At 53.3% G+C, this 25,267-nt stretch carries 28 protein-coding genes; 12 read left to right on the top strand and 16 right to left on the bottom strand.

Annotation, left to right across the window (positions count from 1 at the left end; genetic code table 11):
• The first annotated feature begins 151 nt into the window (after positions 1-151).
• Together JFL75_RS00225 and JFL75_RS00220 are read left to right on the top strand one after the other, a co-directional pair.
• Positions 152-394 carry a hypothetical protein gene (locus JFL75_RS00225; protein ID WP_223292732.1) on the top strand — a complete coding sequence of 81 codons (243 nt, stop codon included), beginning with the start codon at positions 152-154 and terminating at the stop codon, positions 392-394.
• Complete coding sequence (locus JFL75_RS00220) at positions 378-1,097, top strand: DUF8091 domain-containing protein (RefSeq protein ID WP_223292731.1); 720 nt, start codon at positions 378-380, stop codon at positions 1,095-1,097. The genes JFL75_RS00225 and JFL75_RS00220 overlap by 17 nt, the downstream gene beginning before the upstream one ends.
• Positions 1,098-1,162: 65 nt before the next feature.
• Here JFL75_RS00220 and JFL75_RS00215 read toward each other — a convergent pair whose 3' ends face one another.
• The 9 genes from JFL75_RS00215 to JFL75_RS00175 form a co-directional block, all read right to left on the bottom strand.
• Positions 1,163-1,885 carry a flagellar filament outer layer protein FlaA gene (locus JFL75_RS00215; RefSeq protein ID WP_215624699.1) on the bottom strand — a complete coding sequence of 241 codons (723 nt, stop codon included), beginning with the start codon at positions 1,883-1,885 and terminating at the stop codon, positions 1,163-1,165.
• Positions 1,886-1,903: 18 nt separating this feature from the next.
• On the bottom strand, positions 1,904-2,644 hold the full coding sequence (locus JFL75_RS00210) for a flagellar filament outer layer protein FlaA (RefSeq protein WP_215624698.1): 741 nt from the start codon (positions 2,642-2,644) through the stop codon (positions 1,904-1,906).
• Between the two features lie 264 nt (positions 2,645-2,908).
• Entirely contained in the window at positions 2,909-3,775 is an 867-nt protein-coding gene (locus tag JFL75_RS00205) for a hypothetical protein (protein ID WP_215624697.1), read from the bottom strand.
• A gap of 67 nt (positions 3,776-3,842) precedes the next feature.
• Entirely contained in the window at positions 3,843-4,619 is a 777-nt protein-coding gene (locus tag JFL75_RS00200; protein ID WP_215624696.1) for a GntR family transcriptional regulator, read from the bottom strand.
• Position 4,620: 1 nt separating this feature from the next.
• Entirely contained in the window at positions 4,621-5,445 is an 825-nt protein-coding gene (locus JFL75_RS00195; protein WP_215624695.1) for a PfkB family carbohydrate kinase, read from the bottom strand.
• 11 nt (positions 5,446-5,456) lie between these two features.
• The gene (locus JFL75_RS00190; RefSeq protein ID WP_215624694.1) at positions 5,457-6,311 is read right to left on the bottom strand and encodes a carbohydrate ABC transporter permease; all 855 of its coding nucleotides are present in this window, start codon (positions 6,309-6,311) and stop codon (positions 5,457-5,459) included.
• 1 nt (position 6,312) lies between these two features.
• Positions 6,313-7,203 (bottom strand): carbohydrate ABC transporter permease, encoded by an 891-nt coding sequence (locus tag JFL75_RS00185; RefSeq protein WP_223292730.1) that lies wholly within the window; start codon positions 7,201-7,203, stop codon positions 6,313-6,315.
• A 115-nt stretch (positions 7,204-7,318) separates the two neighbouring features.
• Positions 7,319-8,605: an ABC transporter substrate-binding protein gene (locus JFL75_RS00180; RefSeq protein ID WP_215624693.1), complete on the bottom strand. Its 1,287-nt coding sequence runs from the start codon at positions 8,603-8,605 to the stop codon at positions 7,319-7,321.
• An 81-nt stretch (positions 8,606-8,686) separates the two neighbouring features.
• Entirely contained in the window at positions 8,687-9,661 is a 975-nt protein-coding gene (locus JFL75_RS00175; RefSeq protein WP_215624692.1) for an SIS domain-containing protein, read from the bottom strand.
• A 270-nt stretch (positions 9,662-9,931) separates the two neighbouring features.
• On the opposite strand from JFL75_RS00175, the gene JFL75_RS00170 reads away from it, so the two are divergent.
• From JFL75_RS00170 to JFL75_RS00160, 3 genes are all read left to right on the top strand, one after another.
• Complete coding sequence (locus JFL75_RS00170; RefSeq protein WP_215624691.1) at positions 9,932-12,130, top strand: methyl-accepting chemotaxis protein; 2,199 nt, start codon at positions 9,932-9,934, stop codon at positions 12,128-12,130.
• A 605-nt stretch (positions 12,131-12,735) separates the two neighbouring features.
• Positions 12,736-13,734 carry a class II fructose-bisphosphate aldolase gene (locus JFL75_RS00165; protein ID WP_215624690.1) on the top strand — a complete coding sequence of 333 codons (999 nt, stop codon included), beginning with the start codon at positions 12,736-12,738 and terminating at the stop codon, positions 13,732-13,734.
• 102 nt (positions 13,735-13,836) lie between these two features.
• Entirely contained in the window at positions 13,837-14,505 is a 669-nt protein-coding gene (locus tag JFL75_RS00160; protein WP_215624689.1) for a M15 family metallopeptidase, read from the top strand.
• A gap of 48 nt (positions 14,506-14,553) precedes the next feature.
• On the opposite strand, the gene JFL75_RS00155 is transcribed toward JFL75_RS00160, so the two are convergent.
• The 3 genes from JFL75_RS00155 to JFL75_RS00145 form a co-directional block, all read right to left on the bottom strand.
• The gene (locus tag JFL75_RS00155) at positions 14,554-16,326 is read right to left on the bottom strand and encodes a flavocytochrome c (RefSeq protein ID WP_215624688.1); all 1,773 of its coding nucleotides are present in this window, start codon (positions 16,324-16,326) and stop codon (positions 14,554-14,556) included.
• Positions 16,327-16,469: 143 nt separating this feature from the next.
• Positions 16,470-17,060, bottom strand: coding sequence for a TetR/AcrR family transcriptional regulator (locus JFL75_RS00150; RefSeq protein ID WP_215624687.1), 591 nt, complete (start codon positions 17,058-17,060; stop codon positions 16,470-16,472).
• 7 nt (positions 17,061-17,067) lie between these two features.
• A complete protein-coding gene (locus JFL75_RS00145) occupies positions 17,068-17,703 on the bottom strand; it encodes a hypothetical protein (protein ID WP_215624686.1) in 636 nt (211 codons plus the stop codon).
• Positions 17,704-18,405: 702 nt separating this feature from the next.
• On the opposite strand from JFL75_RS00145, the gene infC reads away from it, so the two are divergent.
• Genes infC through JFL75_RS00110 form a run of 7 tightly spaced genes read left to right on the top strand, consistent with a single transcriptional unit; the run spans position 18,406 to position 22,049 of the window.
• Positions 18,406-18,921 carry a translation initiation factor IF-3 gene (infC, locus tag JFL75_RS00140; protein ID WP_215624685.1) on the top strand — a complete coding sequence of 172 codons (516 nt, stop codon included), beginning with the start codon at positions 18,406-18,408 and terminating at the stop codon, positions 18,919-18,921.
• Positions 18,922-18,936: 15 nt separating this feature from the next.
• Positions 18,937-19,137 (top strand): 50S ribosomal protein L35, encoded by a 201-nt coding sequence (gene rpmI, locus JFL75_RS00135; protein WP_215624684.1) that lies wholly within the window; start codon positions 18,937-18,939, stop codon positions 19,135-19,137.
• Between the two features lie 12 nt (positions 19,138-19,149).
• Positions 19,150-19,509, top strand: coding sequence for a 50S ribosomal protein L20 (gene rplT, locus JFL75_RS00130; protein WP_215624683.1), 360 nt, complete (start codon positions 19,150-19,152; stop codon positions 19,507-19,509).
• Between the two features lie 6 nt (positions 19,510-19,515).
• Positions 19,516-20,019, top strand: a complete 504-nt coding sequence (locus tag JFL75_RS00125; RefSeq protein WP_215624682.1) for a cell division protein ZapB — start codon at positions 19,516-19,518, stop codon at positions 20,017-20,019.
• A 9-nt stretch (positions 20,020-20,028) separates the two neighbouring features.
• Positions 20,029-20,340 carry a cell division protein ZapA gene (zapA, locus tag JFL75_RS00120; RefSeq protein ID WP_215624681.1) on the top strand — a complete coding sequence of 104 codons (312 nt, stop codon included), beginning with the start codon at positions 20,029-20,031 and terminating at the stop codon, positions 20,338-20,340.
• A 4-nt stretch (positions 20,341-20,344) separates the two neighbouring features.
• Positions 20,345-21,568 (top strand): mannose-6-phosphate isomerase, class I, encoded by a 1,224-nt coding sequence (gene manA / locus JFL75_RS00115; RefSeq protein ID WP_215624680.1) that lies wholly within the window; start codon positions 20,345-20,347, stop codon positions 21,566-21,568.
• Position 21,569: 1 nt separating this feature from the next.
• Positions 21,570-22,049: a YaiI/YqxD family protein gene (locus tag JFL75_RS00110; protein WP_215624679.1), complete on the top strand. Its 480-nt coding sequence runs from the start codon at positions 21,570-21,572 to the stop codon at positions 22,047-22,049.
• Between the two features lie 7 nt (positions 22,050-22,056).
• Here the strand turns inward: JFL75_RS00110 and JFL75_RS00105 are convergent, their stop codons facing one another.
• The 4 genes from JFL75_RS00105 to JFL75_RS00090 all read right to left on the bottom strand — a co-directional run bounded on the left by JFL75_RS00105 (position 22,057) and on the right by JFL75_RS00090 (position 25,227).
• Positions 22,057-23,298 carry a GAF and HD-GYP domain-containing protein gene (locus JFL75_RS00105; protein WP_215624678.1) on the bottom strand — a complete coding sequence of 414 codons (1,242 nt, stop codon included), beginning with the start codon at positions 23,296-23,298 and terminating at the stop codon, positions 22,057-22,059.
• Between the two features lie 75 nt (positions 23,299-23,373).
• Positions 23,374-23,652: a peptidylprolyl isomerase gene (locus tag JFL75_RS00100; protein ID WP_215624677.1), complete on the bottom strand. Its 279-nt coding sequence runs from the start codon at positions 23,650-23,652 to the stop codon at positions 23,374-23,376.
• Between the two features lie 276 nt (positions 23,653-23,928).
• A complete protein-coding gene (locus tag JFL75_RS00095; RefSeq protein WP_215624676.1) occupies positions 23,929-24,180 on the bottom strand; it encodes a hypothetical protein in 252 nt (83 codons plus the stop codon).
• 21 nt (positions 24,181-24,201) lie between these two features.
• The gene (locus JFL75_RS00090; RefSeq protein ID WP_215624675.1) at positions 24,202-25,227 is read right to left on the bottom strand and encodes a hypothetical protein; all 1,026 of its coding nucleotides are present in this window, start codon (positions 25,225-25,227) and stop codon (positions 24,202-24,204) included.
• Positions 25,228-25,267: the final 40 nt, after the last annotated feature.

The raw sequence follows: 25,267 nt of genomic DNA, 5'->3' as shown, positions 1-25,267 counted from the left end.
CATTATTTACATAAAAAATTTACCCGTCAATACGATTAATCCAGAAAACGTTATAAATAGTACATTTTTCATATTTTCAAACTACACGTTTGTATAGTAGATAGTAAATCTTGCTATTACGGACGCTGTTTTGTATGCTGGAGGTATGTTTATGAATGAATATTACATTGTTTTTCCCGAAGGGGATGTGCAGGAAATCCCGGGAAGGCTCCCGATAAACGAATTAGTCGACATAAACGGCCAGGGGATCTCCCTTCCCCTGCCCACCACCCGGATGATCGTATTCCGGGTGGCCCGGATAAAGGTAAACGAGAACCGGGGCGGCAATGAAACCTTCCATTTCCTGGAACAGATGACCGCCGAGGAACTCATTCCCTATGCCGCCCGGAGCTGAACTGCGGAAAAAGCCGGGAAAAAGCGCCGGCATCGGCACGGAACGCGAAAGTTCCCTCCACCGGGCGCTGAAAATACAATACACCGGCATTGCGGGAGCGGTTGAGCAGGCCCTTGAAGGGTACGTCTGTGACGGTATCAGGGAAAACGGTGAACTTATTGAAATTCAAACCGGGAGCTTCGGCCCGCTGAAGCACAAAGCCCCGGTTTTGGCCGCCGCCGCGCCGCTCCGGATTGTGCACCCCATTGTGGCGGCCCGGTACATAGAGCTGTTTGACGAAGCCGGCAGCCTGCTCCGGCGGCGAAAAAGCCCCCGGAAAGGCACTCCCTGGGATCTTTTTAATGCCCTTATCTACGCTCCCCTTCTGCCGCGGACGGCCAATCTCTGTATTGAGCTCGCGGTGGTGGAAACAGCGGAGCGGCGCATCCAGGACGGAAAAGGCTCCTGGCGGAGGAAAGGCGCCAGTATTGAGGATAAAATTCTCCTGGCGGTCCGCGAAACCATTCCCCTCTCCGGCGCGGGCGATTACATCCGGTTTATTCCGTTTAAAAAAAACGAGCCCTTTACGGTACAGACTCTGGCGGAAAAAGCGGGTATCACCGCCGGTCTGGCCCGGAAAACCCTGTACGTCCTCTTCCGGCTGGAACTGGTTAAGCGGACCGGAAAACAGGGAAACGCCTGGGTGTACAAACGGGGAAAATAGCGGGCCGTCCGGAATTCCGCATAAAAAAAGCCGCCATGCGGCGGCTTTGTATTTTAAAAGGGATTTTACCAGGTATCGACCATATCGTCGGCGTCCCGGTTGTCCTCGGCAAAGAGGTCGGTTACCGCCCTCAGGTCATCAAAGTAGATGTAATAGCTGCCGTAAGCTTCCATAGGATCACATTCAATTTTGAATCCCGTTACTTTGATGCCCATGGAATTGTTGTAGTGGTAGTTCCTCTGGACGATACCGTTGCGGCCGTCCGGAGCCTGGGGAGGAATCGCCACGGTAAGGCGTTTCCAGCCCTGGAAGTTGAGTTTGCCCACATACAGTTCGTAATCCCGGCCAAAGAAATCCTGGATCATGATTTTTAGAACGTGGTTGAAATTCCGTCCTACCACCCATACGGAAATGGTCTTGGTTATGCCCTCAATCGGGATGGGCCGGGACGGATACAGCGTAAAATTGGTATGCCCCCGGCGGAGGAAATCCACCCGGGTACCAAGGACATAGCGGTCCGGAATATTCATTCCCTCTTCATCGGGGATGGGGGCTTTACCCGCAGGCCCGCCCTCAAACAGCCGGGTGGTGGTATAGCCTTCATCGGAAGACATGGATGAACGCCAGTATCCGTCGTGTTCAAACTTGTCCACGGATACTTCCTTAAGGAGCTGCTGGGCAGCGTCGATACCGATCCGTTCCGGGTCGGGGCCACCTACTTCATTGTTTTGGGCAATCACCAGCCCCGCTGCAAAAAGAAATAAAGCTATCACGGTAAATTGTTTCATAATGAGCGGCCTCCTTTATTAATTGCCGGAACCCCAGCTATCCTGGATAAATTCCGGATCGGTCAGCGCATCGCCGTCGAACATGGTTTCGAATATATCGGTCAGGATTTTAAACTGGTCCAGGTATATATAGAAATTATCGACCCGCTCGGTAGGCCGGGTCCAGATGCGGAATTTTACGAATGAAAGGGATTCAAGCCGGGGAAGCAGCCGCTTCGCCTGGGGTATATTATTGGGTATGGGAATACGGAGGTTTTTCCAGCCTTCATGAGCAATGCTGCCCATATCAATGGTGTGGACCACGCCCTGATAATCACGGACGTACGCTTCAATATAATAATCGAAATTCGATCCCCAAACCCAGACATCCATGATCTGAACCCTGCCGGGAATCGGGATTTCCGCCGCCGCGGCGTCATCGCCGCCGTCTTTTGCCACCGGATACACATCTATCCAGTTATAGCCCCGCCGGTCAAAACGGCCCCAGATACCGAGGCTCTTGAGGTCTTTCCCGTCCCGGTTGTTTCCAAAGACGGCTGTCGGCCAGGCAGGAACGTATGCCAGTTTCGGAAAGGTTTCCTCGTCCGACTTGGTAGCAAATTTACTGGCATCCAGGCGCCAGTCGTAATCAGAATCACCGTCAAAGCTTTCAAGAACAATTGATTCCAATACTATGGTTTTTTCGTCACCGAAAGCTGAGACCGCTGCAATACATGCCAAAAAAATAAGGCAAGCAACTCTGAAACTGCCGTGTTTCATCCCATACTCCTTTTCAATCTTTAGGGAAAGAGATCAGATCCGATTAGATTATATTTCCTAGCGGTACCTTTGTCAAACCTCTTTGGATATTAATTATAATTATACCATATAAATAGTACTTTTTTTGCAATTTTTTTATTCACAGGCCCGGTTAACCGGGGACCTGTCCGCGTTAATTTGCTGAATTAAGCGGACGGCGCACCAAAAGTCCTCCCGGACGAGCCGGCACCCCGCAATAACCCGCGGCGCCGGCCCCGCCGGGGCTCATTCCGCCGTAAAATTCGCCCCGGCGGCAGCCTGGAGACTCCGTTTTACGGTGCCGCCGGCCAGACGGCGGTCCATAACCGCGGCTTTAGAAGGCAAATACACCGTGCCGACTCTGCCCGAAAGATTCCGGACCCCGCCGGCCAGGAGTGCCCAGGGCGCATCGTCAAAGATAATTTTTACCTGGGAATTGGTCAGTTCCGGATTGATCCATGAATGAAGCACCGTCGGGGCGGGGTTCTTTTTCTGGAAAAAACGGTCCGTTGGATCCGCTATCACCGCCGCGGCGAAGCTTTCGGAATAGGGATAGTCGGCATCGGGGTCTACGTATATTGGATCCTGATTGTGGCCGCCGTCCCGCAGTCCCCGGAGGAAAGCGTCCCGGAACCTGCCGTCCGCGGAGTTGGAAAGACAGCACACCACCCTGTCCGGGGAATTTTCAGAAAGGATCGCGGCTGCCAGGCCGGACCGGTACATATCCGCGGTGCGGTCGGTAATAAAATACCGGATCCGGTCATTCAGGGGCGGCTCGGGCTGCTGGGTTCCGGCAAAAACCGCCACCGCGGTCCCGGTCTGCTGGTCAGCGTACCGTTCCGCCCCGGCGCGGTACCGGTAGGGAAAAAAAACGGCGTACGGCTGGGATGAGGCCTCGGATACGGCAAAGGCAATCCCGTCGGGTCCAAGGGTGTCCACCAGGACCACACTCCGCACGGGTCTGAAAAGCGTCAGGGAGGCCCGTATCCGGGACATCCGTGTCCGGTCAGCGCCGTACAGGCTGGTAAAATACGCGTCCTCCACCACGAGAAGGGGGGCGCGCGCAAAATAAACAAGTCCCGCGCAGGCGATTGCCAGGACCGGCAGGAACAAAAGTATTCTGCTTCTAAACCGCTTTTGAGCCATTACAGATAATTGTAATCAGTCCGGATGCCCCTGTCTATTCGCCCTGGAAGAGCACCTTTGTGTCCGCTTCGTCATTGTTCACCGTCAGGGTATATTTGCAGCGGGTGCCGAGAATGAGGTACTGGGAATAATGGACCGGTTTATCCATCCGGTCGTAATAAACCTTGGTAATGGAAAAAAGCGGCTCCCCGGGAACGCATTTAAGCAGGGCCGCCTCGGTATCCCCGGCCCGGATAACCCCGAGGGTTTTGTAGGCCTTATAAAAATTCATTTTGTAGAAATTTTTAACGAGATCCAGGGTGGAGACATTATCCTGAAGCTTTTCGAAAATCCCCGGGTACAGGGTTTCGGGGAAATAGGCGTTATCGATGGAATATTCCTTGCCCGCTTCGGTAAAAAGCCGGCGCAGTTTTACGATCCGCGCCCCCGGAAGGATTTCGAAAATTTCCGCAAGCCCCGCGTCGGCCTCGATACATTCCTTTGAAAGGATTTTCCGTTCCAGATGGTGGGCGTTGCCGTCCTCGAAATTGTTGAACGCCCGGAGTTCCTGGGTTTTCGCGTGGTATTTGACAAAGGTTCCCCTGCCCTGCTGGGAGGACAGATACCCCTCTTCCGCAAGTTCGGAAATGGTCCGCCGGATCGTAATCCGGCTGACTCCGTACTGTTCGGAAAGCTCCGCTTCGCTGGGCAGCCGGTCACCGTAGGTGTAGGTCTCATTCATAATATCGTGCAGAAGGGACTGTTTTACCTGCTCATAAAGGGGTGAGACATGGTTAAACTGTATTACCGACTGCCGTTCAAGGCTGTTCAATTTACTCCTCAAATGGATGGGGATACCCGAAGCCGCCGTGGAATCCGCATGTTTCGGCGGCACATCCCGCGGCAAAATCTAAAGATTCTTCCATATCTCCATTATCGTAGTATTTTACGAGAAATCCCGCAATAAAGCTATCCCCCGCTCCCATGGTATCCACTACTTTCTCCGCGGGCTTGATCGGCTGGGAGTAACGCCGGCCCAAACGGGAAAAGGAGGCCCCCCGGGAACCGAGGGTCACCCCCACGACTTCCGTACCCAGGGCGTGGCAGAGCTCAATAATTTCCTCAATCCGTTTTTCCTCCAGGTCCGAACCGGAAAAAAACGCGAACCGTATATGGGGCGCCACGGTCCGGATGTACTCATCGGTATTGGAAACGGAAAAGTCGAATGAAACGGGACAGGCCGCGGCCAGGGCGGGAAGCTCCGGTTCTATCCCGGAGTAGCAGCTCGTATGGCAGAGATCGAAACCGCCGATGTAGGCGAGATCCTTGGGCATAAGCCTGATCCGGAAAATATGCTGGGCCGTATCCTTGGGGCCGCCCACGAAAACCCGGTCACCGTCGGGGGTAAGGTTGACCCCGGGATGACCCGACGCGGCGTAGGTTTTCCGGGAATAATCCCAGGTTACATTTTCCTTTTCCAGGCACCGCTTGATGTGCTCCGCTTCGGGGTCGTCCCCGAAAACACCCATGTACGCCACCGGCGACGCCCCATGGCGGGAACAGTTGACGGCCACGTTTACGGCGTTGCCGCCGGGATAATACATCTTCTGATCCAGATAACAGTCCACCACATTATCACCGACGGCAATAAATTTCATGATTCCCTCTCCTAGCCCTTAACTGCTCCGGCGGTCATTCCCCGGATAAAATATTTCTGTACGGATATGAAAAAGATAATAATTGGCAGCGCCGAAATGGTCATCCCCGCCAGGAGCGGCCCCCAGTCAACCACCAGGGCGTCACGGAAATTCATCAGCCCCGCGGGAATGGTCCGGTACTTGTTGGAATCAATAAAGATGATGGCAAAAAGGAATTCATTCCAGGCGTAATACGCCGTCAGGATAGTCCCGGTTATAAGAATCGGCTGGGACATGGGAACGAAAATTCTCGCGTAGATCTGCAGGTTCGTGCAGCCGTCTATGGTGGCGGATTCTTCAATCTCCTTGGGCACCGCCAGGAAAAAAGAACGTATGAGCAGGGTGTTCAGGGGAAGCCTGAAGGCGATGTACGGGATGATCAAAGCAAAGTAGGTGTTATGCATCCGCAGCGTCCTGAGCAGGCCGTACAGCGGGATAAGACAGACCTGGGGGTTGAGCATCATGCCGCCCATAACCAGGATCAGCATGTACTTGAGCCACGGCGTCTTAAACCGGGAAAGGCCGTAGGCGCAGAGGGACGACACGGTAAGCACCCCGAAGATAGTGCTGACGGTTACGATAAGACTGTTGACGAAGTACCCCGAAACTCCGCGGTTCCAGGCGGTAACATAGTTTTTCCACTGGGGCACCTTGGGAAGGGCCCACACGTCAAGGGTTATTGAAGACGATGTTTTGAGGGACGACATGACGACCCAGAACAGCGGATACGCCACCAGGATGAACCCGACGCAGAGCATAAGGAAAACGAGGATTTCTCCGGGACCGAATTTTCCCCGGCGGTATTTCTGAAAAGCACTAAAAGCCATATCAATCCTCCCCGGACCGGAACGCGGTCATCTGGATAACCGCCAGAATGGCGGAAATGACGAAGATAACCACCGCCAGGGCGGCTGCGTATCCCATCATATCCTTGAAAAAGCCCGACTGGTACATGTACACGGACATGGTTATGGAACTTGTACCCGGGCCGCCGCCTTTGGTGAGTATGTAGGGTTCGTTGAAAACCAGCACCGACCCGGTTACGGTAATGACCGACGTAACAAAAAACATCTCCCTTACTTGAGGAAGGGTTATAAGAAAGAAGCGCCGGAGCTTGCCGGCCCCGTCTATTTCGGCGGCCTCATAAAGCTCGCCGGGGATCTTCTGGATCGCGACGATAAAAAGCATCATCACATAGCCCGTACTGTGCCACTGGGAAACCGCGATGGTCGCCCAGATCGCCGTTTTTGCGGAACCCAGCCAGGGCCGGGTCAGGGCGCCGAGACCGATCAGTTCCAGGAATTTATTGAGCAGCCCGTCCATGGGATTGTAAATAAACCCGAAAAGAAGACAGACAACGGTAATGGAAATTACGATGGGAAGGAAAAAGGTGGTTCTGAAAAAAACAGCCACCCGCTTGAAAGCCTGGTCTTCCAGGATTGCGGCCAGAACAAGGCCGAAACAGACCTGGCACAGAACCGATACGACAGCGTACCGGAAATTATTCTGCAGGGCTGTGGCGACGATGCCGTCCCTGATCAGATTTGAGTAATTCTGAATTCCGATAAACAGTTTTGACGGTGAAAATGCCGAAAATCGAAAAAAACTGAATATGATATTCTGAATAAGGGGAAAATAGATAAACATAATCAGCAATATTGCGCAGGGCAAAACAAACAGTACCGGCGACAAAGCCGACCGTAACTTGTTTCGGGTCATAAGGTCCCCCTTCTGCAGGATCTGGCCCCGGAAATAGTTCCGCAGCAGGTTTTTTACATAAAACCCGGCCGCGGGACGAAGTCTCGGGCCGGGATTGTCTCAGATCAAAAAACTGTTATTTGGCTTCGCTCCGGACTACCCGGGCGGCTGCCTGGACTTCGCTCAGGACCTGGTCGATGGACTTGTCGCCGGAAGCCACGGACTGGGCTCCCCGCATAAAGGCATCGGCGATTTTGATATTCACCGCGTTGTCAAACCAGGGGTAAGCCTTGGTATTGTTGATGATTTCCACCGCTTCCATGAGCTTGGGATAGGCGTTGTTTGTATTCACCGCGCCGATGACTCCCACGGGAGCGCCCACATCCTTGACGAATTTTTCCATATTCGCCTTGGTATACAGGAATTTGTAGAACCGTTCGGCGGCTTCAGGCACCTTTGAGGTCGCGGACATCATAAAGCCTTCGGGAGCGCCCGTCAGATAGGCAGGATCACCTGCTCCGCCTTCGATGGCGGGGAAGTTAAACAGGCCGTAGTCGAGATTGGGGTTATCCGCCTGGACATAGCCGAACTCGGCAAGCTGCATGTACATGATGGGCTGGCGGCCGGCGATAAACAGGTTCCGGGTGGTGGTGTGGTCAATGGAGGTCGCGTTGGGGCCCATGTAGCCCACCAGCTGCTGGAAGATTTCAAGGCTCCGCTTGTAGCCGGGATCGGTAAACTCACCGGTTTTTTCAGCGTAATCTTTGTCCAGCACCGACTGGGGGATCACCCGCTGGAAAATGGTTCCCAGGTAATGGGCGATGGTCCACGCGTCGGAAAGTCCTTCGAGGATTGGGGTATCGTACCCTGCCCGCTTAAGAGTATCCAGAACATTGATGAATTCGCGGTAGGTGGTCGGCACTTTGGTGATGCCCGCCTTGGCGAAGATTTCTTTGTTGTACACGAATACTTTGCCGTCAATGGTCAGAGGCAGGCCATAGGTGTTGTTGTCAAAGGTAAAGGGAGCGATCTGCGACTGGATGAAGGAATTTTTGAACGCAGGGTCCGCATTAAGCATGTCGTTCAGAACCTTGATACGGCCGGACTGTACCAGATTGTAGGCGAAGGTATCCGACCACGTACAGAACACATCGGGGATGTCGTTGGAAGAAACGAGGACCCGGATCTTTTCCTTGTAGGAATCGTTGATCACGCTGTCCATTTCGATCTTGATATCGGGGTTCTGTTTTTCGAATTCCGCTACGATATCATTGAAGTAGCTGTACCGGGGATCCTGGGGCCAGCGGTGGAAAAAGCGTACCACCGTTTTTCCGCTGCTGGATCCGTCGGAACCGCCGCCGGCCATCACGAATGACGCGGCGACGGTCAGGATAAGCAGTACCGCAAAAATCTTTTTTTTCATACATAACTCCTTTATCTATTTTTTTCCCTGCTATGCATGGGAATAAATCCGGGCTGATACCCCCGCCAAGGAGGCTTCTTGTCAGTAATCCATCTTCCACATGTACCGGCGGACCGTCAGCGGATGGCCGCGGTGTTCCGCCATCCGTTCCGCGTAGGTCCGGGAAACGGCGCCGAAGATGGGGGTGGAAAGGTAGGAATACAGATCCTTGTCGATCCCGGTCCAGTCAAAATCCTTGGCATCCAGGACCGTTACTTTCTGGCTGAATTTCTTGGCGAAATTTTCCGCCCGTTCATCCAGGGGCCGGGTTTCACCGGCGGTTTTGAACAGCAGGAAGGGAACATCGTAATCGGTAATTTCAAAGGGGCCATGGAAATACTCTCCGGTGTGGATGGATGAGGAATGGACCCAGAGCATTTCCTGGAGGAAGCAGATCGCGAAGGCGTACGCTTCGCCGTATACAGGACCGGATCCCATGGTATAAATAATCGGCTCCCGTTTGTGCGACGCCCCCCATTTGTCCGCTTCGGCGGCGAACTTCTTCTTGTTCCGTTCGAAAATATTGTTGAGATCCTTGATGGACTCCAGGGCCCGGGCGTACTTTTCGTTGGGCCGCAGCGCGTTAAGGGCGCCGAAGATAAAACGGAGGGCCATACCGGCTTTGTGTTCGTAGGCGTCGCTTTCCGGTCCCCAGTCGTAATGGAGGTTGTATTCCGCGGCCTGCCAGAGGGGGGAGTTTTCCTCATGGGAATACGCCACGGTGAGGGCGCCTTTGCTCCGGGCAACTTTGGTCGCTTCCACGGTTTCCGGGGTGTTGCCGGAATGGCTGCAGCTCACCACCAAAGAATCGGGGCCCAGTCCCTTGGGACTGCGGTGAATAAACTCATTGGAAGATAAAATAAAGGCAGGAATATCCGTTTCCACATCAAATATATACTGCTGGTTGTACATGTACGCCATTGATCCGCCGCAGGCAACAAAATAAATATTTTTCGGATTCTTCTGCTTTACCGCTGCAATGGCTTTGCTGAGATATTCCGCATGGATACTGGACATTTTTTCCTCCTCAAAAATATAACATCATAAGATGTATTAATGTGAATATTTTACATGACCCTGGTGGCTTGTCAACAATTTTTTTCATTGTTTTAAGAAAATAAAAGAATTTTACGGGGAAATCGCATTCCGGTACGATATTCGATAAAAAGCTTACAAAATTACTAATTTTATTGCGTTCCGAAAATTTATAGGCTATTGTATAATAACACTTTTCAGAGCACCCGCTCTCAATTCAGCACCGACAGATGTACAAAGGAGCACCGGAAGATGAAAATCGGCACAAAACTAATCGCTATTATTATTACAATGAATTTAATAGGCTTTGCTGTTCTGATCTGGACGACCCAGCGCCGTTCCCGCCTCCAGATCACCGAGGTTATTCTGGAAAACGCGGAAAACATGTCCGCGCGCTACGCCGGTGAAGTAAAAAACTGGATGGAAGTTCCCCTGGATCAGGCCAGGGCGCTGGCGGATATTATGGAAGGCTACCAGGCCATTCCCGCGGAAGAACGGCGGTTTTATTTTAATTATATCCTCCGGCAGATCGCCGAAAACAATCCGGATTATATCGCGGTATGGAGCTGCTGGGAGCCGGATGCCCTGGACGGCATGGACGCGGATAACAGAAACACCCAGGACTGCGATGATTCCGGACGGTTCGTTTCGTACTGGCACCGGGCCAACGGCAAAGTGCAGGTAGAACCCCTGGAAAATTACGGCAGATCCGGGGACGGAGATTATTACCAGATTCCCCTTAAGACCGGGAAGGAAGCGATCATTGAGCCCTACCCCTACACCATCGGCGGACGAACATTGCTCATAACATCCCTGTCGGTCCCGATAAAAAAGGACGGCATCGTTGTCGGCGTGGCGGGCATCGACATAGCCCTGGAAAAAATCCAGACCTTTGCCGAAGCCATCAGGCCATACGGTGACGGTATTTCCGCGGTATTTTCGAACGGCGGTATTGTGGCCGGGCATTTTGACAGCACCCGGCTGGGCAGACAGATGCGGGAATCCGAGCGGGATATGAACGGAGATTACACCGATACCGTCGCGGAATCGGTGCGCCGGGGAGAACCGCTGTCCTATTCCGTCAAATCCAACGCGATGGATACGGATTTTACTATTGTAAGCTCCCCGTTCTCCATCGGGGAAACTGGAACGCCCTGGGCTCTTCTGGTGGGAATCCCCATGGCAACGGTCATGGCGCCGGTGTACCGGATGCTCCTGTTCAGTATTCCCACCGGGGTGGCAATACTGATCGTAATCTGCATTGCGGCGGTGCTGGTGGCCCGGTCCATTACGAAACCCATAAACCGGATGGTGGTAATGTTCAGGGATATCTCCGAAGGCGAAGGGGATTTAACAAAAACCATCAATATGGATTCCAAGGATGAAATTGGCGACATGGCCCATTTTTTCAATATGACCCTGGAAAAAATTAAAACCCTTGTGCTGATTATTAAAAACCAGTCCCAAAAACTGCTGGATATCGGAACGGAACTGTCCTCCAACATGACCGAGACCGCGGCGGCGGTTAACCAAATCACCGCCAATGTTCAGGGAATGAAGAACCAGGTCGTAAACCAGTCCGCCAGCGTGACGGAAACGAATTCCACCATGGAACAGATTACCCAGAATATAGACAGACTCAGCGGCCACATAGAAACCCAAAGCGCCAGTGTGGCCCAGTCGTCGTCGGCTATTGAGGAAATGCTCGCGAACATCCAGTCAGTAACCCAGACCCTGGTAAAAAACGCCGAAAACGTACGGGATTTGGGGAAAGCATCGGAAATAGGACGGAGCGGTCTCCAGGAAGTTTCCGGGGAAATACAGGAAATCGCCCGGGAGTCCGAGGGACTTCTGGAAATCACCGCGGTAATGGAAAATATTGCCAGCCAGACGAACCTCCTGTCCATGAACGCCGCCATAGAGGCGGCCCACGCGGGGGATGCCGGCAAAGGTTTTGCAGTTGTCGCCGATGAGATCCGGAAACTGGCGGAATCCTCCGGGGAGCAGTCAAAAACCATCGCCGGGGTACTAAAAAAAATCAAGGAAGCCATTGATACCATCAGCAGGTCAACCGGTTCGGTGCTGGAAAAATTCGAGACCATCGATTCGGAGGTAAAAACCGTATCCGAGCAGCAGGAGAACATCCGCAGCGCCATGGAAGAGCAGAACGCGGGCAGCCAGCAGATCCTCGAAGCCATCGGTCACCTCCACGAAGCGACCCAGATGGTAAAGAACGGTGCCCAGGAGATGCTTACCGGAAGCCAGGAAGTCATCCGGGAAAGCAAAAATCTTGAAATGACGACCCAGGAAATCAGCAACGGCATGAATGAAATGGCCTCCGGAGCGGATCAGATCAACACCGCGGTCCACCGGGTAAATGAAATCAGCGGCGAAAACAAGGAATATATCGATATTCTGGTCCGGGAAATATCGAAATTCAAGGTGGAATAGCGGGGCGCCGGCATTGGGTCCCGTCCGGCAAAGCAGCATGCAGGAATAAATCCGGGGGTCCTGCCGGGATATATAGGGTATGGCTCCTTGTCGGCCTTCGGCCTCGAAAGTCGCTCATACCCCATATATCCCGGCACCCCGCGCTGCTGTTTCCGCCCATGCTGTTTTGCCGCTGTTCCGTACATGCCGGCGCCCTGCTTCTGCGGGGTGGACACTGAGGACGCTCCCCGGCAACGCTTTGCCCTGACCGAAACTGTCACTTATACAAGCGCTCTCTGTGTGAACCGGAAAGCTTGTATACCTAACGGTAGGTAGCATAAAAAACTGTCTCTATCGGGATGGGTGACTGCAGAGGAAAAGTCCATGAAACGCCCTCCAGGAACCAGAAGTGGGGGTGGCGGAAAACCGCAGGTTTGGAGCCAGGGGGAGCAGCCCTCTTGACTGGGGCAGCACCGAACCGGTTGAGCCGGCAAACACCCGGGCCGAAATGGTAACGCCGGGTGCTTGCCGGCTTGAAAGACTCGGTGCTCCCCCGCATCCTTGACCAAAGAAGGGTGAAGCCCTAGTATTCTGTATATGATTTTTTTCTAAGCAAGGAGTTTTCAATGACCAGCTATACCGAATTAGGCCTTGTTAATTCAGTTGAATTGTTCAAAAAGGCAATAAAAGGCGGATATGCCGTACCGGCGTATAATTTCAACAACATGGAACAGATGCAGGCCATTGTCCAGGCTTGTGTGGAAACAAAATCCCCGGTTATCATGCAGGTATCCTCCGGTGCCCGGAAATACGCAAACCAGAATCTGCTCCGCAACATGGCCCGGGGCGCGGTGGAATACGCCCATGAACTGGGCTATGACGTCCCCATAGTGCTCCACCTGGACCACGGCGACAGCTACGAACTGTGCAAGGACTGCATTGAATCCGGCTTTTCATCGGTCATGATCGACGGCTCCCACCTTTCCTATGAAGAAAATGTGGAACTCACCAAAAAAGTATGCGAGTTCGCCCATTCCCGGAAGGATTACGTTACCGTGGAAGGAGAGCTCGGGGTTCTTGCCGGGGTGGAAGACGATGTATCATCCGAACACAGCCACTATACCGAACCCAGTGAAGTCGAGGATTTCGTGGGGCGCACCGGAGTCGATTCCCTGGCGATTTCCATCGGTACCAGCCACGGCCGGACCAAATTCAAACCCGAACAGTGCACCCGGGACGCCAACGGAATCCTGATTCCCCCTCCCCTGCGCTTCGATATTCTTGAGGAAATTGAAAAACGCATCCCCGGATTCCCCATCGTTCTGCACGGGGCATCCTCGGTTCCCATTGAATACGTAAAAATGATCGAAAAATACGGCGGAAGCCTCAAGGATTCCGTGGGCATCCCCGAAGAGCAGCTCCGCAAGGCTGCAAAAAGCGCGGTCTGCAAAATCAATATCGATTCCGACGGCCGCCTCGCCATGACCGCCATGATCCGCAAGGTTTTCGCGGAAAAACCCGAGGAATTCGATCCCCGGAAATATCTCGGCCCCGCCCGGGATGAGCTGAAAAAGATGTACATGCACAAAAACATCAACGTTCTCGGCTCCGCGGGTCAGGCCTAAATACTGACAGCCGGAGAATCATTGTCTCCGGTTTTGACTTGAAACGCTGTAAGCCCGGGGTTTACAGCGTTTTTTTATCCAGCTTCGGATCCGGGACAGCAGATGGTTTTATTTGATGATGAACGCATCCAGAATATTTTCGTGGCGGATACGGAGGAACCCTTTGCGGACCTCCGCGGGTTTCACGGGCGGATACAAGTCGACGAATCCATGGCGCAGATCGCCAGCAGGAGTGAATTTTTCTGTTTCTGCCGGGCCGGGGTCGCGGAGAAACTTGCGGAATCAACGGCTTTTCTTCCCCGCAATCTTTCATATTGCGTAAAAGAAGCCTACCGTCCGTTATCTATCCAGCGCCGGAGTGTAAACAGCGTATTGAACCGGTATGAAAAACAGTATCCGGACCTTTCCCGGGATGCGCTGCTGCGGAAGGTTTACGCCTATGTTGCCCCGGAATCCGTGGCGCCCCATCCCACCGGGGGCGCCCTGGACCTGACCCTTGTCGATGAAAACGGAACGGAATTACCCATGGGGACCGTCTTTAACGCGGATCCCGCTGCGGTACAGAACAAAACCTACACGGAAACCCCACTGATTACCGGCGAGGAAAAGCGGAACCGGGAAATACTGGGATACGCTCTGGAAAAAGCGGGGTTCGTCAATTACCCCTCGGAATGGTGGCACTGGTCCTATGGCGACCGGTACTGGGGATTCGTAAAAAATACCCCGGCGCTGTACCCGCAGATTGAGGAAACCGGCATTTACAAAAAATAAAACGGCCCCGGACGGGGCCGTTTCCTTCAAAAATACTCTACGTTTTAATTATTTTTCAGCCGCGGCGTTGGTGCCGGCGATACGGCCGAACACATGGATATCCGCCAGGGCGTTGCCGCCGAGACGGTTTGATCCGTGGATACCGCCGGTCACTTCCCCGGCAGCGTACAGCCCGGGAATGACATTGCCCTTTTTATCGATGGCCTGGGCACGGGTATTGATCTGGATACCGCCCATGGTGTGGTGAACCGTGGGTTCACGGGCGCCGGCGTAGAAAGGCGGCGTATCAATCTTATCCTGGAACAGGGTTCTCCCGAAACGGTCGGGTCCGCCGGTTTCCACCGCCCGGTTGAAATCCGCCACAGCGGCTTTCAGGTTTTCAGCATTAACGCCAATCTGCCGGGCAAGATCATCGAGGCTGTTGGCGCCGTATGCCCTGCCCTGGGCAATGAGCTCCGCGATGGTCTCGTTGAAGTTGTTCTTAACATCCGGATTGGGATATGAATGGCGGTCAAGGATAACCCACATGAACGCGTCCTGCTGTTCAAACAGGCCCTTGGTCATAACATCCCGGCGGGCGCCTTCATCCACGAAACGGTTTCCGCTCTTGTTGACGAAAATCCGGTTTTCCACATTCTGCTCAATATTCCCGGAAAGGCTTCCGGTGTCGGGATCACCCATGGGCAGCAGCTGGATATATTCCATACCCACCAGGTTTGCCCCGACTGCTTCGGCCATGACAAGTCCGTCGCCGGTTGCCCCGGGATGGTTGGTGGTCTTTATATTGGTCAGGGCAGGCCACATGGAATTGAACCGGTCCCGGAGTTCAATGTTCGCGCCGAAACCGCCGGTGGCAATAACAACGGCTTTGTTGGCGTTAAACACGTAATCCGTGGAAAGCCCCTTTGCTTTAACACCGGTCACCCGGCCGTTTTTCGTAATCAGTTCCGTGGCTTCGGTTTCCAGCAGGAGGGTTATCTGGCTGCTGTGGCTGTTAATGTATTCGAGATCGGTATCAATGTAGCCGGTGCCCAGGGGCTTTACCGGTTTGTGAGCCCGGGGCCAGAGGCCGCCCAGCACCGTGAACACCGTGGGGGTGAATTCCATTCCCAGGCTTTCCATCCACTGGAGCGCGGGATAGGCGTTCTCGACCATGGTGCGGACCAGCGCGGGATCACCGACCTTGTCTCCCCCTTCGTAGGTCTGGGTAAAGTGGAGATCCACTGAGTCTTCGATCCCCAGGGGAATCTGCCGGGAAGGATCCACCGCGTTGTAGGCGGCGCCGGAAATAATGGTATTTCCGCCGGCGCGGGGCATTTTTTCCAGAACAATCACCGTGGCGCCGCTCTGGTTTGCGGCGATCGCCGCGGCAAGCCCGGCTCCGCCGGCACCGATAACAATGACATCGGCGGTTTCGGTTTTGGAATCACGCCGTACCGCTTTTGAACTTGCGGTCTTGTTCTGAAGCGCCGTAATATCGGCACCGGATTTTTCCAGCGCCAGGGTCACAGCATCGATGATACCCCGGCTGCTGAAACTGGCGCCGGCGACGACATCCACCGCCAAGGTCTGGCCGTCCACAATGGCCTTGGGAATCCGCTCAAAGGCGGGATCGGAAATCCCGGGGCTTTCGGTATGTTCCACCGCCTGGACCGAAAGGATCCGCCCGGAATCAACGGTTACTTCCATAGTAATATCGCCGTGGAATCCCTGGGCTGTCCCCTGGTACGTACCGGGAGTAAAACCGGTTTTGCTGGAAACACAGCCAAAAACACTTACCGCCATGAGGAGCGCAAGAATTTTTGATGGTACTTTTTTCATCAGATCAACTCCTGTCAGATGTTAATTTATTCACCGAATGTATTCGGTAAAATTTCATTGAATAGTAGACCCTAACTCAGAAAAAAGCAATAAGAATAATGGAGGTATCCGGAAAAACTTATCCGGTTTTTACGGTCACGGTGCTACTGTTTTTTTAAATAATCGCCCACGCATTCAATATGGGATTTCGCCCGCTCCTCTATATCATAAGCCCCCTTGTAAAGAGCCCAGTCCAGAGCAAGCCCCCGGAGAACAGAAAAAATGAAACGAACCCATTCCGGCGGACCAAGCCGTTTGGAAATAGCTCCTTTTTCCTGGCCCCGGGATATTATTCCTTCCAGCAGGGTAAGCATAGAACGGTCCTGCTTGAGAAACAGCGTGTTGCCGGGATTATACAGATTTCTGGTGATATCCACCCCCTCCAGCCGGACAAAATGGATGTACAGGGCCATATATTCCATAACCTGTACCGCCGGATCCCGGGAACGGACCCAGGCGTCCACATTCCGTTCAAAAAAACGGTCCGCCCGGATATACAGCTCAAAAAGAATATCCTGTTTCGATTTAAAATAGTGGTAGAAAGCCCCGGTGGAAACTCCCGCTTCCCGGCAGATATCACTTACGCCGGTTTGCTCAAAGCCGTTCCGTTTGATAAGGGAAATGGCGACCTCAAAAATATGATTTTTTCCCGCGATTGCCCGCAGCTGCCGCTGGGTGGGACTTTTCCCGGCCATGGACCGCCTATCCGCGTTTGATGCGGACGGCGAAACTGAGCGCTGTGGATATAACCATAGGCGCCGCAGTTATAAAACTCAGCAGGAATCCCAGGGGGTTCATCTGCCTGAAGAAAGCCCAGTACGCAGTGGCAGCCGCAAAGGGAAGCAGAATGCAGCCGATGATGCTCAAAACCGTTTTAAGACCGTATTCTTCCTGGGCGATCCGGATAAAAAAGGGCATTCCCACTGCCAGGGCCGTCCAGAGAAACGGGATCAGCACAAGCACCATCGGTTCCGTAAGGGAACTGTAACTTGCGGTCCGGAATATCGAAGCGGGAATAAGGGAAATAAGCATGAAGCTTGTAAGATTTACGGAGCCCGTAAGAAGGCTGAAAAGCAGCAGAAGCAGACAGATTCCCAGGGGAAGAATGGCGGGGAAAAAGACGAGATCCACAAAAATACTCAGCCATCGGAGAAAACCGAATCCGCCCGGGAAAACCATCGGGCCGGTGATAAACTGGATCAGAGCAATAACAGCCCCGAAAATCAGGGCACACACACCGCCGGTGTTCTCCGAACCTTCCGGAGACAAGGCTCTCCAGAACAGATAAAACAGCGGTACCCACAAAAAGCTGAAAAGACTCATATCATACCCTATCATAGGGGTGCACCCCTCCGCAAGGCGGGACAGTCCCGGTGTTCTGCAGTCCCGCACAGAAGCATGGAGAAATAGGTCTTGGGGTCCTGCCGGGGACAAATGGGGTATGGCTCCGTGTCGGCCTGCGGCCTCGAAAGTCGCTCATACCCCATTTGTCCCCGGCACCCCGTGTTACCTTTTAACACCATGTTTCTGTGCCGGCTCTTCGGGATGGACCGGGCCAGGCACCGCGTTGCGGAGGATGTATGCGGGGGGCCGGATATATGCCCCCGCTAAGGGTAACATAAGCCAGCCATGCCGGAGGGTTTCTATACCTAACGGTAGGTATAATCTCATATCACAATTCGGTCTCACACCAGTCCCCATCACCCAGAATCTGCAGTGGGGGTAGGACGGGATCACCGAACCCGTTGGATGATATAACAGTGCGGGCTCTATGAGACCGCTCCGCGGAAAAAAGGAAAACGGGTGAGGAAGCCCGTCCGCAGGGGGAGCAGCCCGCGCGAACGGGCAGCACCGGGCCGGTAAAGCCGGAACACACCCGGCATTACCAGTATCCTCGGATGCGTTCCGGATTGAAAGACTTGGTGCTCCCCCTCCACTGGACAGAGGGACTTTTTATTTGTTATAGTCTACAGTAGTTATCGGTACATGCCCCGTTGTATCGGGAACTTCAGTTCTTAAAAGAACTGACGAGGAGGTCAGTTGGCGGACAGAGATTTACGGATTAATGAACAGATTCGGGTGCGGGAAGTTCGGCTCATCAGCGATGAGGGCGAACAGCAGGTAATATCCATAACCCAGGCGCTCGAAATGGCCAAAGAACAGGGTCTCGATCTGGTGGAAGTAGCCCCTCAGGCTAGCCCGCCGGTAGTTAAAATACTGGACTATGGCAAGTTCAAATTCGAGAATGAGAAAAAAGTCAGGGATGCAAAGAAGCGGCAGAAACTCCTTAAATTAAAGGAAATCCGCATGCAGCCTAAGATAGACGACCATGATCTGGATTTTAAATCCAAACATGTGAAGGAATTTCTCGCTGACGGCAACAAGGTTAAGGTCACGGTCCGGTTCCGCGGACGGGAGCTTGCCCATACCGAACTCGGATTGGACGTTTTAAACGACGTTTTAAAGCGTATTGAAGGGGAATATGTCATGGATAAGCCTCCGGCAATGGAAGGAAGGTTTATGTCCATGGTTCTAAGCCCTAAATCTAAGAAATAAGCAGAGGATGGCACCATGCCTAAGATGAAAACCAAAAAGAGCGCAGCCAAGCGGTTCTCCTTTACCGGATCGGGAAAGGTAAAATACAAAAAACAGAACCTCCGGCACATTCTTACCAAGAAAAGCGCTAAACGGAAGCGGAATCTCCGCCACGCCGGTATCCTGTCGGATGATAATGTACCGGTGATCAAGAAAAAGCTGTTACCCTACGGATAAGGACGGTTCTTTATGTCACGAGCAATAGACGGGTCCAGAAGAAAGGACCACCGCAAGAAGATACTCAAGCAGGCAAAAGGTTATTGGGGCCGGCGCCATTCGAATTATAAAACCGCGAAAGACGCGGTTACCAAAGGCCTCTCATACGCCTACCGGGACAGAAAGGACCGCAAAGGCGATTTCCGGAGGATTTGGATCATCCGTATCAACGCCGCCTGCCGGGCGGAGGGTATGTCATATTCGCGGCTGGTCGACGGACTCAACAAAGCGGGAGTTACCATCAACCGCAAAGCCCTGGCCCACCTGGCCATGGAAGACGCCAGCGCCTTTAAGGCCGTGGTCGCCCAGGCGAAAGCCGCTCTGGGAGCGTAGTTCCGTATGGTCAGCCTCGAGCAAGTCAAACTGCTGGAAACGAAGATCGCCAAGGCGATTGAATACATAAAGCAGGTAACCGATGAGAATTCCCGTCTTAAGGAAAAAGCTGAAGGTTACCAGCGGCGCATTGACGAACTCGAGGAAATAGTACGGCATTTCAAAGAGGACCAGAGCCGCATCGAGGAAGGGATTGTATCCGCCCTGGAGCGGCTTAACCAGTTTGAGGATGCCATAGATCACGTCCTTTCGGGGAAAGAGGGACATGAAATTCCCGCGGCCGGTGCCGGTTCAGGCGCCGGTACTCCCCAGGGGACTCCATTACAAAAAAATACTTTTCAGTCAAACGGGTCTGATACGGAACCGGAAAACACCCATTCTGCCGCTGAAGACGCCGCGGCGGAGGATTCCGAGGAAGCAATCATGGCAAAACTTGAGGCGGAGGAAGCCGCCGCCAAGGCCAAAGCCGCAGTACCGGAAGATCAGACCGCGGAACTTGATATTTTCTAAGGAAAGCCCATGCCGAAGAGTGATCTTCGCATCAATATACTCGGCACCTCTTTTACAATCACGGCCGATGCGGATCCGCAGTATTTACAGAGTCTCCTGGAACGGTACAAACACTTTGTCGAAAACACAAAAAGAACGACCGGACTGGATGATCCTCTCAAAGTAGCGGTTCTCAGCGGTTTTCTGCTCTGTGATGAAATTGAAAAGGTTAAGGAAAAAAAAGGCATAGCCGATTCAGGGTACGCCGATTTTGATGAAAAAGAGGCGGAACAGCTGACCCTGGATCTCATAGCCCGGATAGACGAAGCCTTGGGGGACTAACCGCGTGGATGGCATCTATACACTCAGCAACCAGGTGAAATATTACGATTGGGGATCCCCTGAATGGATCCCCGATCTTTTGGGAATTCCCAATACGTCAGGCAGTCCATGGGCCGAATTATGGATGGGAATCCATCCCGGAGCCCCGTCGGAAGCCATGGATGGCGGCGCTCTTGTACCGCTCCCCGAACTCATCCGGCGGAATCCTCCCGCTCTGCTGGGAAAATCCGCCGAGGAGCGGTATGGCACCCTCCCCTTTCTGTTTAAGATACTCGCGGCGGCACGGCCTCTGTCGATCCAGGTTCATCCCAATCTGGAACAGGCAAAAAACGGCTGGGAACGGGAAAACAACGCGGGAATACCGCTTGATTCTCCGGAACGCAATTACCAGGATCCCAATCATAAACCCGAGATACTCTGCGCCCTGAGTCCTTTCAGGGCAATGTGCGGTTTCAGGCATGTTTCGGAAATACGGATCCTTGCGGGCGCCTGCGGTACACCGGTGCTGGACACTGCCAGAAAAGCCCTGGAAGACAAAAATGAAGAAGCAGCCCTCAGGGGGTTCGTTTCTTCGCTTTTTGAACTTCCCGGAAACGCCCTGGCAGAGCTGGGTGTTTACCTGAGGAACCGCACGGAGACCCTCACCGAAATACTGCCGCAGTACCGCCGGGAATGGGAGCTGTGCAGGGATTTTTCCCTCCTGTATCGGGAAGATGCGGGGATACTTGCGCCGCTGTACCTCAATGTCCTTGACTTAAACCCCGGGGAGGCGATTTTCCTGCCCGCGGGAATTCTTCATGCCTATGTCCGCGGCCTTGGGGTCGAACTCATGGCCAATTCCGATAATGTGCTCCGGGGGGGCCTGACCAGCAAGCATGTGGACATTGATGAATTGTGCTCCATTCTTTCGTTTAAACAGTTTTTACCCGATATACTGAATCCACCGGCGCCATCCCCGGACTGCTTTACCTATCCCGGGGAAACCGCGGAATTTTCCCTGACCGTGGCCAATAACCACGGGAGTGACCGTCAGTATCCCCTGGAGGGCCCGAATATACTTATCGTTACCGAAGGAACCCTGGAACTGTCCCGGACCGGAAGCGCCGAAAAGATGATTCTTTCCAAAGGGGAAAGCGCCTTTGTTTCCGCAGGTGTTTCTTCAAACCCGGTCCGGTGTACCGGAACCTACCGGATGTACTGCGCCGGAATCGGAACAGACCGCTGCTGACATGAAAATCTTTGTGGACGCTGATTCCTGTCCCAGACAGGTCCGGGAAACCGTGGTCCGGGCGGCCCAACGGACCGGTACGGAAGCGGTGTTTGCCGCGAACAGGCCGATCCCCGGAATAAAAGGCAGAGGCATCACCATGGAACTCTGCCCGGCTGGGGACGGTTCAGCGGACAACCGCATTGTGGAGCTGGCGGTACCCGGTGATCTGGTTATTACCCGGGACATACCGCTGGCGGACCGGCTGGTTGAACGGGGAATCACGGTTCTCGACGATCGGGGCCGGCTGTATACCCGGGAAAACATCAGGGAACGCCTGTCCGTGAGGGATTTTATGGTGGGTCTCGCGGAAAACGGCATGGGTATGGAACGGAACGCTTCCTACGGCAACAGGGAATTAAAAAAATTCGCCGATACCTTCGACAGCCTGCTTTCCCGGCTTATCCGGGAAGAACAGAACGGAAAACATACAAAAAACTGAATCGCCGCTACACCGGGACAGCTTCGTGTTCGGGGTAGAGACTCTGGATCTGCTTAATATTCGGAAGGATTTCGAAGAAAATTTCCACCAGCTCAGGATCGAACTTTGTTCCCGAAAGACGCCTGATTTCGCTGAGAACCTGTTCTTCCGACCAGGGCTCCTTGTAGACCCTCCGGGACGAAAGGGCGTCAAAAACATCCGCGATGGAGACGATACGGCCCACCAGGGGTATTTCCTCGCCTTTTTTGCCCAGGGTTCTGCCGTTGATATCCGCCCTGATAGGGTCTCCCGTTAAAGGGTCGATCCATCCGGGATAACCGGTACCGTCCCAGTTTTCATGGTGGGTCAGGGCAATATCCATGGCAATAGTATCCAGAGGCGACTGGGGGTCATCAAAAAGCAGGGAACCATATATGGTATGGTGCTGCATTATCTTGTATTCTTCGTCGCTGAATTTTGACGGTTTCTTCAGGATAATATCCGAAATAGCCACCTTTCCAACATCATGCAGCATGGCGGCGATTCTGAAGGTATCCTTGAATTTTTCCCGCTCCCCGTCGGGGACACCGTGTTTCTGGGCCCAGCGGTCGTATATTTCCACCGCGTACCCGGCGACCCGGTTAACATGGGTTCCGGTTTCTTTCGGATCCCGGAGTTCGGACATTTTTATCATCCGGAGAATCATGGCACGGGTCATCTGGGCCCGCTGGAGCGCCACGGTCGCGTTGGCGGCAAAATGGGTAATGAGGAATTCATCTTCCTTGGAAAATGGTACCGTATTGCCGTTTTCATCTTTTGCGTTAAGAACCTGAATGACCCCGAGAACCTTGCCGTCCGAGGTTACCAGAGGAACGGTCAGATTGGAAATCGTCTTATACCCTGAAATTTTATCGTAGGAAGCGCCGAAGGAATAGGGAACATCATCGGATATATGGTATACATCGGGTACATTTACCAGTTCCTGGGTCAGCGCCGAGTATCCGGAAATAGTTTTTTCATTTATCGCTACGGAAAATACCGAGTAAATAAGCTTCTGGCCGGCGGGAAGTTCCTTCTGGAGGGTATCATTGTGGGCGTATTTGATTACCAGCTTATCCCCTTCTTTTACGTAAATTGATCCCGCGTCGGCGTGAACTACCTTCCGTGCCTCCAGCAGAATGCGTTCCAGCAAAAGATCCAGGTCCTGGATTTGCTGTAATTCCGAATCAAGTCTAATTATAGATTTGAAATCGGTTTCTTTAGCAGCCATTACAGTCTCCTACCCTCAACTATAGCTTACTCGACTAAAAAGCTCAAATAAAAACGGCCCGGTTCCGCGGGAAAATCAGTCTTTTCTTCCCGTACATTTTATGACGTGGTATCCGAACTGGGTCTGCACCACATCCCCCACTGATCCCGGGGAAAGCCGCTTAACCGCGGACTCAAAGGGAGCTACCATTTTCCCCGGACCGAACCATCCAAGGTCCCCTCCGGAGGATTTTGAGGGACAGGTTGAATATTCCCGGGCCAGGGACTCAAACTGGGCACCCTGCTTTATCCGCTTAAGGAGATCCTCCGCCAGCGCCCTGTCCTTAACCAGAATGTGACTTGCCCGCCATTCCATATTTTAATCTCCTTATTCCTTTGATTATCGCATTGTATCAAAAGTATAACAGAAAAATATAGTCCCATCCAAACCGGATTTGTCAGAAAATGCTGTTTCCGGCGTTTTTAGGCCCTGAATTTGGGATAAAAAAATGCCCCGGGGAAAGGAGTGACCCCGGGGCAACACAAAAAAAGGAAAGGAGGAATAGGAAACAGTACTAACCGTCTGCCTATATGTATAACAAAACATAGCGGGAAAGGTAACAGAAAAAAAATAAAAAAAATGAACAGCGGCTTATACCCGGCCGGCCTTCCATTGGGCGATAAAATGTTCGTAGGCGGCGATGGTCGCGCTGAGGGTAATATCCTGCACTTCTCCCCGGCCGCCCCAGTCGGCGCCGTCCATGTGGTACAAATGCTTCAATATCCCTTCAAGATCCTCGATTGTACAGTCAGGATCCGACTCCTTCCGTCTTTCCAGACCACGGACTTCCTGATCAAAGGTTTCCTCATACTTCTTCTCACGCCAGTCTACGGATGAAATCATTCAGGCTGTCTCCGTCATTCTTCAGTATTCTAAGGTTCTTGTCAGAACCGGGCCGGGCTGGGGAAAAAGGTATCCTCCCTGGCGGACCATTCTCAGTTCCCGCCGCTCCGTCCAGTTTCGTTCGGAATCAAGGGTATATTCGTACCGGAGCTCCGCCGTATTCCCGTCGAAAGCACCCCGCACGGTTCTGAGGAGCCCCGATTCGTCCCATTGGAAGGAATAATTCCCCGCGGCTCCGGAAACCGTACCGGCAAAATAAGGAACGTCACCGGGCGAAACCGCATCCCAGTGCCGTTCAACATACCGGGGCCGGCCGAACTGGTTATACAGGGCGGAGACCGCAATACCCGCCCCGGTTATTCCCGAGACATTGCCCCAGGAATCGTAGCTGTAGGAAATCACGGATTTTTCATTGCCCGCGATATACTGTACCATAACGGCCAGGGACCGCCGGTTGATTTTGGCGTAATCAGCGGAAAGAAGGCCCGCGGCGTTTCCCTGGGCGTCGTACCAGGTCTCACTCACCCCGTTAAGCCAATGGTGAAACGACACAAAGTAATTCCCGCCGCCCCGGGTTATCCTGGCCAGAACCGGAAGGCCGTCCCGGTATTCCAGGAGTTCAGCGGTTATGGTCTCCGGCCCGGTCAGGAAAATTTCCGTCAGAAGATCGTTTCCGCCGCGCTGCGTCCGGGCCTGGAAAAAAGCCCCTCCGAGATACACGGGAAATTCCCGGAGCCGGCCTTTACCATCCCAGCGGCAGGCCAAAACAGCGTCACCGGTATTAAGAATGATGCCGGAGACAGCCTTTTTCGCGGAATCAAAAGCATCCGGGGGCATGGAAAGGGGCCAATCGGGGTTCCAGAAAACAGTCCCCGCCTCCGCGGAATGTATCAGCGGATACAGGGGAAAGAGGAGAACCTCCGGTCCTTCGGCCGCATTTTCCGCCGGGACGGCGCCGTTTCCCGAAAGAAGCCTGGGCTCCTGGGCGCTGAGTCCAGGAATGGCAATGGCCAGCAGCAAAACCGCTGAGATAAATGTCGGCTTCATACCATAAGTATAGCGGAAACCCCGTTTTCATAAAAGGGCG

Source organism: Breznakiella homolactica, from assembly GCF_016616095.2.
GTDB classification, from domain to species: Bacteria; Spirochaetota; Spirochaetia; order Treponematales; family Breznakiellaceae; genus Breznakiella; species Breznakiella homolactica.
This window is presented reverse-complemented; position numbering and strand designations above follow the sequence as displayed.